The 14,392-nt window shown below is 40.5% G+C and carries 17 protein-coding genes; 5 read left to right on the forward strand and 12 right to left on the reverse strand.

Features of this window, described 5'->3' with window-relative positions:
• Window positions 1-5 precede the first annotated feature (5 nt).
• Entirely contained in the window at window positions 6-707 is a 702-nt protein-coding gene (locus tag MHB69_RS09930) for an AIM24 family protein (RefSeq protein WP_024428131.1), read from the reverse strand.
• A gap of 259 nt (window positions 708-966) precedes the next feature.
• Between MHB69_RS09930 and cspD the strand changes: the two genes are divergently transcribed.
• Window positions 967-1,167: a cold-shock protein CspD gene (gene cspD, locus MHB69_RS09935; protein ID WP_003215784.1), complete on the forward strand. Its 201-nt coding sequence runs from the start codon at window positions 967-969 to the stop codon at window positions 1,165-1,167.
• A gap of 51 nt (window positions 1,168-1,218) precedes the next feature.
• Here the strand turns inward: cspD and MHB69_RS09940 are convergent, their stop codons facing one another.
• The 3 genes from MHB69_RS09940 to MHB69_RS09950 all read right to left on the reverse strand — a co-directional run bounded on the left by MHB69_RS09940 (window position 1,219) and on the right by MHB69_RS09950 (window position 2,429).
• Window positions 1,219-1,401, reverse strand: coding sequence for a hypothetical protein (locus MHB69_RS09940; protein WP_008346368.1), 183 nt, complete (start codon window positions 1,399-1,401; stop codon window positions 1,219-1,221).
• Between the two features lie 172 nt (window positions 1,402-1,573).
• Window positions 1,574-1,756, reverse strand: a complete 183-nt coding sequence (locus MHB69_RS09945; protein ID WP_024422748.1) for a zinc-finger domain-containing protein — start codon at window positions 1,754-1,756, stop codon at window positions 1,574-1,576.
• 1 nt (window position 1,757) lies between these two features.
• Window positions 1,758-2,429, reverse strand: coding sequence for a ribonuclease H family protein (locus tag MHB69_RS09950; RefSeq protein WP_328699743.1), 672 nt, complete (start codon window positions 2,427-2,429; stop codon window positions 1,758-1,760).
• A 94-nt stretch (window positions 2,430-2,523) separates the two neighbouring features.
• On the opposite strand from MHB69_RS09950, the gene MHB69_RS09955 reads away from it, so the two are divergent.
• From MHB69_RS09955 to MHB69_RS09965, 3 genes are read left to right on the forward strand one after another with little or no spacing between them, the layout of a single operon-like run.
• Window positions 2,524-3,213, forward strand: coding sequence for a queuosine precursor transporter (locus tag MHB69_RS09955; protein ID WP_024422750.1), 690 nt, complete (start codon window positions 2,524-2,526; stop codon window positions 3,211-3,213).
• 1 nt (window position 3,214) lies between these two features.
• On the forward strand, window positions 3,215-3,610 hold the full coding sequence (locus tag MHB69_RS09960) for a reverse transcriptase-like protein (RefSeq protein ID WP_041109559.1): 396 nt from the start codon (window positions 3,215-3,217) through the stop codon (window positions 3,608-3,610).
• Between the two features lie 42 nt (window positions 3,611-3,652).
• On the forward strand, window positions 3,653-3,778 hold the full coding sequence (locus MHB69_RS09965; protein WP_003215584.1) for a hypothetical protein: 126 nt from the start codon (window positions 3,653-3,655) through the stop codon (window positions 3,776-3,778).
• Between the two features lie 14 nt (window positions 3,779-3,792).
• Here the strand turns inward: MHB69_RS09965 and MHB69_RS09970 are convergent, their stop codons facing one another.
• The 6 genes from MHB69_RS09970 to MHB69_RS09995 all read right to left on the reverse strand — a co-directional run bounded on the left by MHB69_RS09970 (window position 3,793) and on the right by MHB69_RS09995 (window position 10,771).
• Window positions 3,793-4,680 carry a 5'-3' exonuclease gene (locus MHB69_RS09970; RefSeq protein ID WP_024428128.1) on the reverse strand — a complete coding sequence of 296 codons (888 nt, stop codon included), beginning with the start codon at window positions 4,678-4,680 and terminating at the stop codon, window positions 3,793-3,795.
• A gap of 277 nt (window positions 4,681-4,957) precedes the next feature.
• Complete coding sequence (locus tag MHB69_RS09975) at window positions 4,958-5,221, reverse strand: YpbS family protein (RefSeq protein ID WP_024422753.1); 264 nt, start codon at window positions 5,219-5,221, stop codon at window positions 4,958-4,960.
• A gap of 41 nt (window positions 5,222-5,262) precedes the next feature.
• Window positions 5,263-8,859, reverse strand: coding sequence for a dynamin family protein (locus MHB69_RS09980; protein ID WP_342495528.1), 3,597 nt, complete (start codon window positions 8,857-8,859; stop codon window positions 5,263-5,265).
• Between the two features lie 133 nt (window positions 8,860-8,992).
• Window positions 8,993-9,100, reverse strand: coding sequence for a Fur-regulated basic protein FbpC (gene fbpC / locus MHB69_RS09985; protein ID WP_306299200.1), 108 nt, complete (start codon window positions 9,098-9,100; stop codon window positions 8,993-8,995).
• A 64-nt stretch (window positions 9,101-9,164) separates the two neighbouring features.
• Window positions 9,165-9,674 (reverse strand): isoprenylcysteine carboxylmethyltransferase family protein, encoded by a 510-nt coding sequence (locus MHB69_RS09990; RefSeq protein WP_029708080.1) that lies wholly within the window; start codon window positions 9,672-9,674, stop codon window positions 9,165-9,167.
• Window positions 9,671-10,771, reverse strand: coding sequence for a 3-oxoacyl-[acyl-carrier-protein] synthase III C-terminal domain-containing protein (locus MHB69_RS09995; protein WP_034280500.1), 1,101 nt, complete (start codon window positions 10,769-10,771; stop codon window positions 9,671-9,673). The genes MHB69_RS09990 and MHB69_RS09995 overlap by 4 nt, the downstream gene beginning before the upstream one ends.
• Before the next feature lie 573 nt (window positions 10,772-11,344).
• On the opposite strand from MHB69_RS09995, the gene MHB69_RS10000 reads away from it, so the two are divergent.
• On the forward strand, window positions 11,345-12,199 hold the full coding sequence (locus MHB69_RS10000) for a polysaccharide deacetylase family protein (protein WP_342495529.1): 855 nt from the start codon (window positions 11,345-11,347) through the stop codon (window positions 12,197-12,199).
• A gap of 193 nt (window positions 12,200-12,392) precedes the next feature.
• Here the strand turns inward: MHB69_RS10000 and pbuX are convergent, their stop codons facing one another.
• Window positions 12,393-13,712 carry a xanthine permease PbuX gene (gene pbuX / locus MHB69_RS10005; RefSeq protein ID WP_342495530.1) on the reverse strand — a complete coding sequence of 440 codons (1,320 nt, stop codon included), beginning with the start codon at window positions 13,710-13,712 and terminating at the stop codon, window positions 12,393-12,395.
• Window positions 13,709-14,293, reverse strand: a complete 585-nt coding sequence (gene xpt, locus MHB69_RS10010; protein WP_024422759.1) for a xanthine phosphoribosyltransferase — start codon at window positions 14,291-14,293, stop codon at window positions 13,709-13,711. The genes pbuX and xpt overlap by 4 nt, the downstream gene beginning before the upstream one ends.
• Window positions 14,294-14,392 lie beyond the last annotated feature (99 nt).

The raw sequence follows: 14,392 nt of genomic DNA on the forward strand, positions 1-14,392 counted from the left end.
TTTCCTCACCCTTGATTTCCATTTGTTGTGTATACTTCTTCAAACGGCTGAACGACAACAAAGCCGCTTCCGGTAAACTTCATTTGAATGGACTCTCCGCTTCCCCTGCCAATAAACGTTTTAAAGGAAACATCTGTCACAAATTCAGTTTTTAAATCCCCTGACCACGCAACAGTCGCATTCGGATCTGTATAAACAGAATCACCCGGCTGAACAATGAGTGTCAGCGGCTCATAATGACTTGTGATTGCAACTAAGCCTGCCCCTTCTAATTTGACATTAAATAATCCGCCTGCAAGCATACCAGACACTTTTTTCATCAATTTGATATCCCAGCGGACAGATGGTTCAAACGCAAGCAGGTCGTTTCCATTCACAAAAATGGATTCTCCTTGAGCCAAACGAAGAATCGAGATTTTTTTACCTTGATCTGCCACATATAATTTCCCATCACCTGTCGCCTTCATTAGTGAGGTGCCTTCTCCTGAAAGCATTTTTTTGAACATCTTGGAGACGCCGTGCTCAAAAACACCTTCACGTTCAAATTTGATTTTCCCTCGATAGGAAACCATGGAACCCGTTTTTGCCCAAATCGTGTCAGTCAAATTAATTTCTAAAAGTCTTGGTGTTTCAAGTTCGAAGACCCCTTCTCCTTTATCTTCTTGCTGCGTATTCTGAACAAATTCTTCAAGTGTATAACGATTCATGATTGCACCTCTTTCTGTATTTTTTTTATATACGGACAAGCTATACGTGAGGTTCCGAAAACGTTTTATATTTCATTGTTATTCACCAAAAAAACAAAAAAATCAAACATTCTGCTCAAAATTTGGCTCGCCTGCTTGACGCTTTACTTTTGATGGTGTATAGTGGAACCATCATTTAACAACTGCAAAGTCGTTAGGTGATGAAAATTTTTTTTAGTATGCCAAAAGGTGTGCTACAGTACTAGGAGGAAAAAGCAATATGCAAAACGGTAAAGTAAAATGGTTCAATAATGAAAAAGGTTTCGGCTTCATTGAAGTTGAAGGCGGAGACGATGTATTCGTTCACTTCACAGCTATCGAAGGTGACGGCTACAAGTCTTTAGAAGAAGGACAAGAAGTTTCTTTTGAAATCGTTGAAGGTAATCGTGGACCTCAAGCTGCAAACGTAACAAAAATCTAATCAACTAAATCAATGATGAAACGACAAAATAAAGAGAGGCATATGCCTCTCTTATTTGATTTTCAGCTGAATTTCAATTGCTAAAATATTTTGCTTCAGTCGTTGTTCAATTTCAGAAATATCTTTTTCGAGAAAAGGTCTTCCCTTCTTTGCTACATCTACTAGCTGCTCTAGATCGCTGTATACCTCTTGAAATGTTCGATGTAATACCGTTTCGAAATCCTTATTATCCATGCCGGCCTTCCCCTTTTCCTCTATTATCCGTCACTTAGTCAAAAAGTAACTCAACCAAAACTTTCTATAGTTATATCGGCTCATTTTTCAGAATATGTTCTCTTTTTACACATTCTATCCGTTTTTTTTCATGAGCGGATGTTTGAGCAGGGAAAAACGGGGCGGCAGCCGCTTACTTTTTAAGCAGCGTCTGTCCGTATTCTTTTATTTTCTCTCCTACTGTGCATTGCTGAATACAAAAGGAGTGGGCGTATTTTTTTCCATATTCTTTTCGAAAGTGCTTCTTAATCAAACAATCTGAACAATACGTGTCTTGGAGATCCGTCAATTCTTGTACTGCTGTTTTTTTATCCACATTATTCAGCTCCGTCTGCTTCTAATTTCAATTTACTTTCAATTGGAACGTCTGCAAGCATCTGCCTTGCAAGCTGATCCGCTTCTGCATTTTGTTTACGATCGATGACTTCATATGTTGGCGTAAGCCTCAGCTCCTTTAAAGCCGCTTCAATCCGGTCGAGCCATTTGTTATGTATATCATCATAACAAGGCCATTCTCCTTTTAATTGATTCATGACAACAAGTGAATCGCCTCTAACCGTGACAGAATTTCTGCTTGCTCCAAGATCTTTTAAAGCTTTGACAGCCTCAAATAAAGCCGCATATTCTGCTTCATTATTGGTGATTCCTTGGAAGGGCTGATTTTTTCTCAAACGATAAGCATCTTCTCCGAGCTTATAGTAAACGACAACCCCAAGACCAGAGTCGCCTGTTTCTTTGTGAAAACTTGCATCAAAATAGACCTGAAGCTGATCAGGTTCAAGCTTTAGTTCTTCATTTAGTTTTTCAAGTTCTTTAATAGACCACATCGCCCCTTTTTCATCTTCAAATGATAGGAGTGACTGTGGTTCTTTTTTGTCGATATGTTTTGCTAAAATCAAGGCCTCTTTTAGCTCCATCCAATCTTCTTGGAAAAAAGCAATGGACCCAATCGATTTCACTTTCATTGTATAGTGTGCTCTTAATTTCATTGATCACATCGCCTTCCCGTACTTTTAAGGTAAACGTTCGTTATGCTATAATCAAAAAGTTACATTTCACAATGAGAAAGGAAGTTCATGTCACTTGTTTAATGAAGGTATTTGGATCTTATTTGCGATCATTAATTTTATCATTGTTCTTCTATTTTATAAAGGATTTGGCAAGATGGGCCTTTTCGTCTGGATTGGCTTTGCGACGGTTGCTGCAAATTTACAAGTGGTCAAAACCGTTGAATTGTTTGGCTTAACGGCAACACTTGGAAACATTTTATACGGCAGTGTATTCTTTGCAACGGACGTATTGAATGAAAAATACGGACAAAATGAAGCGAGAAAAGCTGTCTGGATTGGTTTTGCCACTCTTTTAACACTAACCGTTGTCATGCAGGAGGCTTTACTTTTCCATCCCGCTCCATCCGACATTTCTCAAACATCCCTGGAAACCATTTTTGGCTTTATGCCAAGGGTCGCACTTGGCAGTCTTGCTGCTTATATCATCAGTCAAATGTTAGATGTTTATGTATATTCGTTTATTCGCCGGATATTTCCTTCCGATGGTGCGCTCTGGGTGCGCAACGCTGGAAGTACGATGATCAGCCAGCTGCTTGATACACTGATCTTCACAACAATTGCCTTTCTTGGCACCTATCCATTTCATGTATGGATCGAAATCTTCATCACGACTTATGTGATTAAATTTATCGTCGCCGCGATTGCGACACCATACGCGTATGCAGCGAAAAAAATGGTTCCGCTTGATGAAAGGGTGAAATAAATTGCCAGCTGAAATATACATTGATGGTGCTAGCGCAGGCAATCCGGGTCCTTCTGGCATCGGCATTTTCATTAAATATGATGGAAAGGCAGAATCTTTCTCGATTCCTCTTGGATCAATGAGCAATCACGAAGCAGAATTTTCCGCTCTCATTGAAGGGATGAAAATCTGCGTAGAAAAAGGACTGCGATCCGTTTCGTTTCGAACAGATTCACAGGTAGTTGACCGTGCAGCCAATGCAGGATTTGCTAAAAATCCAGCCTTTCAGCATTTTATAAAAGAGATGATCGAGCTTCAAAGCCAGTTTGATTTATTTTTCATTAAGTGGATTCCAAGCAAGGAAAATCAAGTAGCTGATCAGCTCGCTAGAAAAGCGATTCACCTTTCTAAAGGATGAATCGCTTTTTTTCGGTTATGCTAATGTATGAGGTGATACTGATTGGATAAAGAAAATAAAGGTCGTGTCACAAATGGGACAACGCCTCAAGGTGATGCGCAAACAAAAGATAAGCAGCCACTATCTCAGCTCGAAAATAGAGCGAAGAAAAGCAATACAAAAAGATGAATTTAGGGATCAGCTTAGCTGATCTCTATTTTACTTAAACGATTCACCATCGGTTCAATTCCTTTGATTTGATGGTATCGCAGCATGGCAGCAGCCCGTTCTTGATTGATGTTCACCTTCGTCTCATCAATTGGACAGCTCAGCGGGACATCACATTTGATCTCTGCCAATAAACGGGAAAGCTTCAAATCTTCTAATCCTGCTTGCATTTTCTTTTGCTGGGCAGCCGTTAGTTCATGAACATTTTCTAATAATCCGTCAATGGTTTGATATGTTTGAATAAATTTTAATGCTGTTTTTTCTCCGATTCCTTTGACGCCTGGGTAATTATCACTTGAATCCCCCATAAGTGCTTTCATATCGATCAGCGCCTTTGGAGAGATGCCCATTTCCTCTTCAAATAAAGCTTTAGTATAATGTTTATAGTTCCCGATTCCTTTTTGCATTAGAGCAACCGTCACTTGTTCATTCAATATTTGCAGCAAATCTCTGTCCCCAGTTAGGACAGTCACACGTGCTTCATTCTGATAGACTGCCGCCAGCGTGCCGATACAATCATCTGCCTCAAAGCCCTTTATACCAACGTTTACAATTCCTAGTTCTTCTGTCGCTTCCTTTGCTAAATCGAATTGCGGAATGAGCTCGACAGGTGCCTCTCCTCGATTTGCTTTATAATCTTGAAACAATTCATTTCGGTATGTTTGGCTTCCCATATCCCAGCAGCAAACAATATGGGTTGGCTCAAATGTTTGAACAGCGGTTAATAAATGCTTCAAATAGCCATTTACTCCATTCGTCGGGACACCGTGATCATTTATCATAAAATTTCGATGGACAGCCGTTGCATAAAACGATCTGAATAGAAGCGCCATGCCATCAACAAGCAATACGTGTTTATTCATTCTTATAAACTCCCTTTTTCAAAACAATACTCCTATTCTATCATAGAACATAGAATTCGACATAAAAAAGGCGCCTTCTTCTTTTGGAAAAGAAGTGGCACCTGGGGATTACTTTTGACCGTATTGCATTTTTTTCGATTCTGCTTCTGCGTAGGACGGCATCTCTTTTTGTTTAGGGTGACGCTCATCCTGCTTTTTTGCATGCTGTTTTTTTTCCATCATCATTCCCCTTTCTCGGTTCACTTGTTAAGATGACCAAAAAAGAGAAAGTTACTCTTTACTTCTGTTTTCGTTCGACATACTCCCTGACCATATCAATCGTGACATGCTTACGCAGCGGAACAATTCCGCCTCGTGCAAGCTCATTCATCTTCGAAGTAATTTCATTGATCTCGTCAGTTGTAAATGGTTCGTTTTGCTCACACTTCAAAACAGCAGTCTCTATTGCCTGCTCTCTTTTCTGCTCAAGCGCAAGAAACGATTTGATATGAGCATTCTGTTTTTGTGAATGTGCGGAAATTTCTTCGTGTACACTTGTCATTTTTTATCAACTGCTTTCTTTTTTATTTAGTCTATCATGAATCAAATGGTTTTCAACTGGTTCTTCCATTCATTTGTTTGCTTGTATACTTGTTCTATCATCGCCTGCTCTTTCGCATCTGTCGTCAAGCTCATGATAAATGTTTGTTTTTGTTCACTCAGCTGCTTAAGCGCTTCTGTTTCATATCTTTCAGTAAAGGTCTTCACCATCATATCGTATCTGCTCTGTAGTTCTTCTTTTTCTTTATCTGCCCATTTCGTCGTTAATTGGAAAAGGACATCTCGAATCGCTTCAATAAACGCTGCCTTCCCGTTCTGTTCAAAGAAAGCTTTCGCTGATTTTTGCTTCTTTAAGAGCGGCTCAAACGGCGTCAGGTCCGCTTCCACTTCAATTTGTTTCAGCTCGGCATTTTTCTCATCTGGCGGCGACAGCCGGAGAGAAAAGTAAGGATCTTCTGCACACGCGGCCTGCAATCCTTTCTCCCACTCCTCTTTGAAATATTGAGTGATAAACGATTCCATTCGAATATCAAGTGCCTTTAGCTCTTGTACAAATTCAAATTCATAATCCTTTAGCGCCTGTTCAAGCGCTTTTTTCAACTCCTGTCTGAAGTCCCCTTGAGATATTCCAGGATAAAAGGCTGTCTTTAACAGATCATTTGCATAAAGTGACAAGCGCTGAACAATGTGGTAAAGCTGTTCCTGCAAGTCCTTTTTCACACTTTCTGTCACTAGCTTAGATCGTTTAATATGACTCATATGATCAACGATCGCTTCATAGGATGAGTCTATCCTTTTCTTTTCTGCTTGCTTTTCATCTTCCGACTGATGCAGCGTCTCATGCAGCTTGTCAACTGTTCTACATAATGTACTGGCTTCAAAATACAGAAGCTCAATCGCATCTTTCGTTAATTCTTCCTCAATAAAATAGTCGAGCTGTGTTCTAAGCTGTGCATACTGGTTATAAGGCGACTGTCCCTTTCCTTCGATCTCTTCCTTACTCGATACGTGATGAAGGTTTGGATGCCGGATGCCTTCTTTTGTGAGCTCATTTTTCACATAGTCAAAGACGGTTTCAAGCTCTGTTTGATCCTTTGCGAGGTCAGCTGCATTGATAATAAAAAACATTTTATCCATGCTAAATGAATCTTTTACAAGCCCGAGTTTACGTAAAAATGACCGGTCTGCTTTTGAGAAAGAATGCTGGTAGTAAGTTAAATAAAGAAGGGCATCAGCATCCTTCATATATTGAAAGGCAATCTCTGTGTGACGTTTATTCATACTGCTGGCGCCTGGTGTATCAACAATCGTCAGTCCTTTATCTGTTAAAGGTGTACTTAAATAGACCGTCACTTCCTTCACCACACAAGAAACAGCCTCTTCAGCCACATATGGCTTTAATTCTTGCAGGGTGACATTGAGCGGCGTTTGTTTTTGAATCGAATCACGGAACGTTTCATGAGCGTTTAAAAAATGGTCAACAATGATGCGGTGATCCTGTTCAAGCTCTCTTTTTTTCAGCGTCCGCTCGAGTTTCGCTTGAAACGTATCTCCCTTTTCTTCTGTTATAGAAAACCCGAGAATTTGATCGAGCTCCTCTAATATTTCCTGCTCGGTTTTGAACACCACTTTCACACTTTCATGAGGATGGTCTTCTGTCGGCCGCGTCAGCTTATTGATCGTGGCCGTCGTTGGTGTAGGAGATGATGGCAGCACCTTTCTCCCAACAAGGGCATTGGCAAACGAAGATTTCCCCGAACTAAAAGCACCGAATAAGGCGAGTGTAAATTCCTTCGCTTGCAGCCGCTTTGTTCGTTTTTCAAAGGACTTTCTTTGAGACCCAAGCGCGTTTAATGGCATTAAAATTTGAGAAAGCTGCTCAAACTGGTCAATCGACTGCGCTGTCGGGATATGCTGTGATTGTCGCATTTGATCAAGCTCTGTCTGCTGCTGATTTTCTTTTTCGCTTTCTTCGGTATGAGTTGATGTTTGATTCTGATTTAGCTCGTCATGCTGCATCCGGTGTTTTTTCACATAAAACCAATCTTCTTCGATCTGCTCATTTGTTCCGTTTTGCCATATATCCCATACATGCTCAATATCTTTTCTGATGTGATCATTTTTTTCCATGCATTGCTCCAGCGCTTGGAGCTCCTGTGCTGCCTGGACCCATTTTTCTTGGTGCTTTCCCTCTTCATTCATGAGCTGGGTTTTCAGCATCTCGGTCATTTGTTCAATCAATGGTATTGCTTTCTGTTTCGTCTGTCTTTTCAGTGCTTCACCCGCATCTTTTGCATATTGCAAAACGTATTCATTTGAAAATGTCGCACCGTGATGGATCACGTTTTCAAGCAGTGATTCTTCTACAGGTGTTTCAAATGCCATCACTTGATTTAATAGCTCTTCACCAAGCTGATGTTTCTTGACTTCTTTTTTGAGCAGCTCAGCAATATGCCAGTCTACTTCTGCTTTCATTCTTGCTTTGACATCTGCTAAGAACTCGTTCGCCCGCTTTTCTTTTTCCTGCTCGGTTTTATTTTTAGCGAACAGCAGACCTACCTTAAAGCCAGGTGCTTTCGATTCAATATAATCACTTGCGAGCTCCCTCATTTTAAATGGGGTTAGATTTGCATTTTTTAAAATGTTCTCGACTTCAGAAGACACTTCATCTTCTAACTGTTTTGCTCCATTTTCAATGAAGCTGCTTCTCGCTTCAAGTTCCTTCACTTCTTTTCTTTTTTCTTGAAGCTGTAAATCCAGATCCTCTTCCTGCAGCTCTTCTTTAAATGAGTCAATATGTTCTTTTAAAACATGCTCTATTTTCTGCTCGGTATAGGCGCGAAGCGATGCTTTCGGCAATGTTTGTAATTCTTGCAGTTTCTCGATTAAACGAATCATTTCGTTTCTTGGATGCGACTCATCGGTTACAGATGTAAAGTATAGATGTTCTTCTTCAATGCCTTCTTTTTGAAGCATATCAACTACTTGATTTTTGTAGTCTTCAAATGCTGTCTCATGCTCATCATGTCGATCGACTTGATTGACGATGAAATAAAGATTTGGCACTTTCTCTTTAATGGAGCGAATGAAACGAATGTTTTCCTCAGAATGAACATGGTTGTAATGAACGACATAAAAAAGAGCATCTGCTTGATGAAGAATAGACGCAGCAGATAAAAAGTGAGCATGATCCGTTGAATCAATTCCGGGCGTATCAATCACTGCTACCTTTTCTTCCAGTCCTCTATAGTCCCCGCTAATTTCCACCATTTCAATCTGTTCTCCATCCTTACAAAAACGCTGAACTGCTTCTTTATCATAAGAACCGCTCATTTTTGCAAAGCGGCCATCTGAGGTGTGAAGCTTTACTTCACTCTTCCCTTTCCTCACGACGACCAAGTTGGCACTTGTTGGAATTGGACTCGTTGGCAGGATGTGATCATGAAGCAGATGATTCACAAGAGATGACTTTCCAGCTGAATAGTGGCCGGTAAATGCGATATACACTTCTTCTTCTGCTTCCTTTTTGATAATCGATGCAAGTTTGGCTGCGCGTTCATGATCATCCCTTTTAAGAAGGCTTTGATATAAAGCACCTGTAGTTTGAACGAGCGAATCTCGAATAGACAAGTCTTCCATGACGATAAACCCCTTTGTTTTTAGAAAAGTCAGTTATGTATGTGATACCATTTTACACAAAATGAAGAGATTTTTCTTCTGATCTGAGGAAATAAAAAAAATCTGCTTCCCGATCAGTCGCAATTGACTGGGATCAGGAAGCAGATTTTTTAGAAACACCTTTTAATACGAAGCCAATTAATAGGCTGTATACACAGACCGTACCGAGTAAGAAAACCATTGTCATGTGATCACCGTCCATCCTTCGTGATTGAGAATGCTTATCATTAATGAAAGTGTATCACAATTGATAATGATTTTCAATATTAATTTAACAAATACTGATTGAGCGCTTTCTCTTCTGTTTGAATTCTCACAGCCATCATCCATGCATTTAAACATGTGAACAAAATGGCGGTAAAATAAGCATTAAACAAAAGCGGGATCAGCAAAAGCTCAATCGCCACCACGACATAGTTAGGATGCTTTAACCAGCGATAAGGTCCTTTTTTCACCATCATCGCATTTGGTACAACTAAAATCTTTGTATTCCAATACGTCCCAAGAGAACATAATGCCCAGTATCGAATCAACTGTGCGGCCAGCAGAAAAATGAGCACCACAAGAAAATAGGGCGACGGCGGCCTGTTTAACCCCCATACCTCAACCATAAGTGAGACAAAAAAGCCCGCATGCATAGCGACCATATAAGGATAATGACTTGCACCAAATTCAATGGCACCGATCGCTTTTACTTTCTTTTCATTTCTTTTAGCCACAAGCATTTCAATAAGCCGCTGACAAACGAAGAAACCAATGACGAGCCAAATGATCATGATAAGACCTCCTCCCATTTCATGAGCAGCAGCTCTGAGGAAAAGCCCGGACCAAGCGCTCCGCAAAGACCCATATCTCCCGCTTCAGCGGATTGATGTTCAAGATAATGTTTGATCACATACAAAACTGTGGCAGAGGACATATTCCCGTGTTGTTTAAGTACCTCTTTTGATGAAAAAAGTTGATCCTCTTGTAAGGATAGACTTTCAATATAGGCGTCAATCACTTTTTTTCCTCCAGGATGGGCAAGAAAAACTGATAGATCTTCTGCCGAATACCCTTGCTGCTCTAAAAATTGATCAACCTGCTCTTTTAACCAGCCGGAAATAATGGAAGGAATGTCACGGGAGAAAATAACCCGAAAGCCGTCACTTGTAAATTCCCATCCCATCACATCCTCAGACTCTTTCATTGTGACGGATTGTGTACCAATCACTCTAGGAACTGTTTTTAGATCGGCGTATTCAGATACACCTTTTTCTCCAGTTAAGAGTACCGCTGCTGTCCCGTCTCCGAACAAAGATGTCCCGATTAAATTGCTTTTTGATTGATCTTGCGGCTGGAAAGTTAAACTGCAAAGTTCACAGGCGACAACCAGCACCTTTGCTTCTGGAAATGCCCTTATGTATTCGTAAGCCCGGGACAACCCTGCCGCTCCGCCCCCGCACCCTAATCCCCAGATCGGCACTCGTTTCGTATAAGGCGAAAAAGGAAGAACATTCATCAGTTTTGCATCAAGACTTGGTGTCGAAAGTCCGGTGCTTGAAATAAAAAACAATGCATCGATCTCTTCAAACGGAATCGGTTTTTTCAGGAACGCCTTCTCATGAAGACAGTGTATGACCGCTTCTTTTGCATGAGCCAATGCTTTTTCCAAATAGAGATTGTTTTTCTCCTCAAAAGAGTGGTGCGTCTGATACCATTCAATTGGCTGCACAAACTGTCTGCTCTCGATTTCTCCGTTTTGAAAAGCTCTCAGCAGCCGGTCGATATCTTTAAACGATCGTTTAAATTGGGATCTAGCAAAATCAGCCGCCTTTTTCTGATCCACATGATGTTTTGGCAGACTCGTTCCAACAGAAAGAATGTACGCCATCGGCTTCACCTCTTTTTTCGATTAATATCCCCTATCGAAAAAAGGATATACATGCCAAAACGTCACAATTCAGTCAAAATATTTTCCTCCGGCTAACTTTTTGTCTTGACGACAATTGATAAATATTGGATAATATAGGTGAAAACATGATGTAGTTTTCCTCCTTCACAGGTTCGTTCTAAGCCAAGCGAACCTGCTTTTTTTATGCAAAAAAACACTTCTAAAAGAGAAGTGTTCAGAACGTAGACAACCCCCCTTTACTTATACAACACTTTCATACAAAATCTCCCTTTCGCTTCGAATTAATGGTCAAATCCGCTGCTATCTTAGCGTATAAATATTAACGTTTCGATCATTATTCAGAATGATTTCATTTAAACATGAATGGATCACTTTTTTTTGCTGATCAACACAAAGTAACAACCATAAATTTCTAATTCATTTGAATTTTCTATATAAAAAGGATTTTTTCCACTATATATTTAATCAATATGAGTACCAGGAAAAACAGTGAAAAAAGAAAGAATCTACAACATGGTTCGGCTCAAAATTTAATTGACTGGAGTGATTGTAATGAAAAAGGTTTCCAAAAAAAAGACACCCTACAACACGATACTTCTCTCAAAGGTAATTGGTTTAGTGCTTCTTACACTGTTTCTCTTTTTTATCTGGGATATGTCTAAACCCCATTTGCAGGCGACAAATGGGCAAGCAAAAAATGCTGCCAGCAGTGACTTCCGTGACACAAGCATCAGTCTGAAAGCAAAAGATCAGTCTACAAGAACATTGGATACACATTTTAAGACCAATCCAAACCAAGAGGCAACGAATAAAACGGTCTTTTTAACATTTGATGATGGTCCTTCTGCTACATCAAATCAGCTGTTAAATGTATTAAAAGCACATCACGTGAAGGCGACGTTCTTCATGCTTGGACCGCAAATCCAAGCACACCAATCAGCTGTGAAAAGACTTTATCAAGAAGGACATCAATTAGGTCTTCATGGCATGACGCATGATATAAACCTCTTTTATCAGAACAGCGAGTCTCCCGCATATGAAATGATAGAAGCTCAGCGTATTCTCGCCTCTGTTACAGGCGTCTACAGCCGTCTTGTAAGAACCCCCTTTGGCAGTGTTCCAAATTTAACATATCATCAAAAAGTACGTTTAAACCAAAATGGCTTTATTTACTGGGACTGGACGATTGATAGCCTTGACTGGAGATATAAAAACGCACAATATGTTCCAGAGGTATTGAATCAATTGCAAATGTTTGAGAAAAATAAACCATGGGAACCAAAAGTTATTTTAATGCATGATCAACCCTCTACCACAAACTATTTAGATAGCCTGATTATACAGCTAAAAGCAAGGGGCTATACATTTGCAGTCATTAACGAAACAATGCCGCCGGTACAACATTAATAGTGCTAATCACAAAAAGCCCGTATCCAAAAGATGCGGGCTTTCAGCTTGTAGACAAACCCTCACACGCTCCTTCCTAGGATCCTAGGACTTCAAAGGTTTTTTATCAAGCTAAAAAGAAGACAAAGAGCTAAAATAAAAGGTCATTTTAGCTCTTTGTCCATCATCTGAACCGCCTCTCCAAGAGAGGGGTTTACATAACAGATTGCTTAGGTTCTTCTACCAGGTCATGCCCGGCTTCTTTTTTAAAAGGAATCATGTGATAAATAATATGAAGCAAAATAGCGGTAAAGCTTCCGGCCACAATGCCGTTACTTGTTAATAATTTAATCGAATCTGGCAGATGCTCAAACATTTGCGGTACGACAGTAACTCCTAAGCCGATTCCCACGGAGCAAGCGACGATCAGCAAGTTCTCCTGCTTTGCAAAGTCCACGCGCGAGAGCATTTTAATACCGTATGCAATGACCATGCCAAACATGGCAACCATTGCACCGCCAAGGACTGACTTTGGAATAATCGTCGTAAAGGCAGCGATCTTAGGAAAAAGACCAAATAACATGAGCAATGCTCCTGTTACAAAAATGACTTGGTTTTTCTTGACTCCTGTTAACTGGATCAATCCAACGTTTTGCGAGTAGGCTGTGTATGGAAAAGCATTAAAGATTCCGCCTAATAACACAGCAATCCCCTCTGCCCGATAGCCTTTAGCCAAATCCTTCTCTTTTAATGGCCGGTTTGTTAAATCACCTAATGCGAAATAAACGCCTGTTGATTCAACTAATGACACAATCGCAACTAACGTCATGGTCATGATCGGTGCAAATTCAAAGGTCGGCATGCCAAAATAAAATGGCTCAATCATGCGGAAAACTTGGGCTTTTGCCACCTCAGCTGTCTCCACTTTCCCCATAAACGCAGCAACTGCTGTCCCAAGAAGAATACCGATTAAAATGGCGATCGCCTTCATAAACCCTTTCGTGAACCGATAGAGCAGTACAATGATAAACAGCACAAGGAAAGCGAGCCCTAGATTTTCAAAAGAACCATAGTCTGCACTTCCTTCTCCTCCTGCCATATTGTTCATCGCTACAGGAATGAGGGTGATACCAATAATGGTGACGACAGAACCTGTGACAACAGGCGGGAAAAATTTCACAAGCTTCCCAAAGAAAAAAGAAAGAAGAATGACAATACATCCAGAAGCGATAATACTTCCATAGATAGACGAAATGCCATACTTAGAGCCAATCGCAATCATCGGCGAAACTGCAGTAAATGTACAACCTAATACAACAGGCAGACCGATCCCAAAGAAGCGGTTTTTCCATACTTGAAGCAATGTGGCAGCCCCGCACATGAAAATATCCGCAGAGATTAAGTAAGTCAGCTGTGCAGGCGTGAGCCCGAGCGCATCTCCAACAATGAGCGGTACAAGAACAGCACCTGCATACATTGCCAGTACATGCTGAATACCCAGTGAGAGCGTTTTGACTTTTTTAACGGCACTCATGATTGTACCTCCCGTACAAACGTGACTTTCCCTTCCTCAAGTGATTCAATACGTGCGAGGGACTCAACGCGGTAGCCCATTTGCACAAGCGCATTTCTTCCAGGCTGGAATGATTTTTCGATGACAATGCCAAATCCGGCTACTTTTGCCTTCGCCTGCTTTGCAATTGCAGCAAGTCCTTTCGCAGCTTCACCATTCGCTAAAAAGTCATCGATGATTAACACACAATCATTTTCACTAAGATGCGTATTTGAGACAGCAATCGTGCTTTCTACTTTTTTCGTAAAAGAGTACACACTGGCCGTTAACAGGTTATCCGTTAATGTGAGTGATTGACGTTTTCTTGCAAACACAACAGGTACTTGAAGAGCAAGCCCAGCCATCACAGCAGGTGCGATGCCAGAAGATTCGATTGTGATGATTTTTGTAATGCCATCGTGCTTAAATAATCTAGCAAACTCTTGCCCGATCTCATGCATTAACACAGGATCAATTTGGTGATTTAAAAAAGCATCTACTTTTAACACTTGATTTGACAGAACGATTCCCTCGTTCTCAATTTTTTGACGTAACAATTCCATCATTCTTCCCCCTAGCATAATTGGCAAACATTCAATTTTTGGCATAAAAAAAGCATTGCTGTCCATGAGGAGCAAGCAATGCGAAAACGATCAACGGAT

This window comes from Bacillus sp. FSL K6-0994 (assembly GCF_038630815.1).
Lineage (GTDB): Bacteria > Bacillota > Bacilli > Bacillales > Bacillaceae > Bacillus > Bacillus safensis.

Coding starts and splice junctions, on each gene's coding strand:
- MHB69_RS09980 (WP_342495528.1), bottom strand. CDS start 8,859: ATGGAAGACTTGTCTATTCGAGATTCGCTCGTTCAAACTACAGGTGCT.
- MHB69_RS09995 (WP_034280500.1), bottom strand. CDS start 10,771: ATGGCGTACATTCTTTCTGTTGGAACGAGTCTGCCAAAACATCATGTG.
- MHB69_RS09975 (WP_024422753.1), bottom strand. CDS start 5,221: ATGACAAGTGTACACGAAGAAATTTCCGCACATTCACAAAAACAGAAT.
- MHB69_RS09950 (WP_328699743.1), bottom strand. CDS start 2,429: ATGAAATTAAGAGCACACTATACAATGAAAGTGAAATCGATTGGGTCC.
- cspD (WP_003215784.1), top strand. CDS start 967: ATGCAAAACGGTAAAGTAAAATGGTTCAATAATGAAAAAGGTTTCGGC.
- MHB69_RS09940 (WP_008346368.1), bottom strand. CDS start 1,401: ATGGATAATAAGGATTTCGAAACGGTATTACATCGAACATTTCAAGAG.
- pbuX (WP_342495530.1), bottom strand. CDS start 13,712: ATGAGTGCCGTTAAAAAAGTCAAAACGCTCTCACTGGGTATTCAGCAT.
- fbpC (WP_306299200.1), bottom strand. CDS start 9,100: ATGGACGGTGATCACATGACAATGGTTTTCTTACTCGGTACGGTCTGT.
- MHB69_RS09990 (WP_029708080.1), bottom strand. CDS start 9,674: ATGATCATTTGGCTCGTCATTGGTTTCTTCGTTTGTCAGCGGCTTATT.
- MHB69_RS10000 (WP_342495529.1), top strand. CDS start 11,345: ATGAAAAAGGTTTCCAAAAAAAAGACACCCTACAACACGATACTTCTC.
- MHB69_RS09970 (WP_024428128.1), bottom strand. CDS start 4,680: ATGAATAAACACGTATTGCTTGTTGATGGCATGGCGCTTCTATTCAGA.
- xpt (WP_024422759.1), bottom strand. CDS start 14,293: ATGGAATTGTTACGTCAAAAAATTGAGAACGAGGGAATCGTTCTGTCA.
- MHB69_RS09930 (WP_024428131.1), bottom strand. CDS start 707: ATGAATCGTTATACACTTGAAGAATTTGTTCAGAATACGCAGCAAGAA.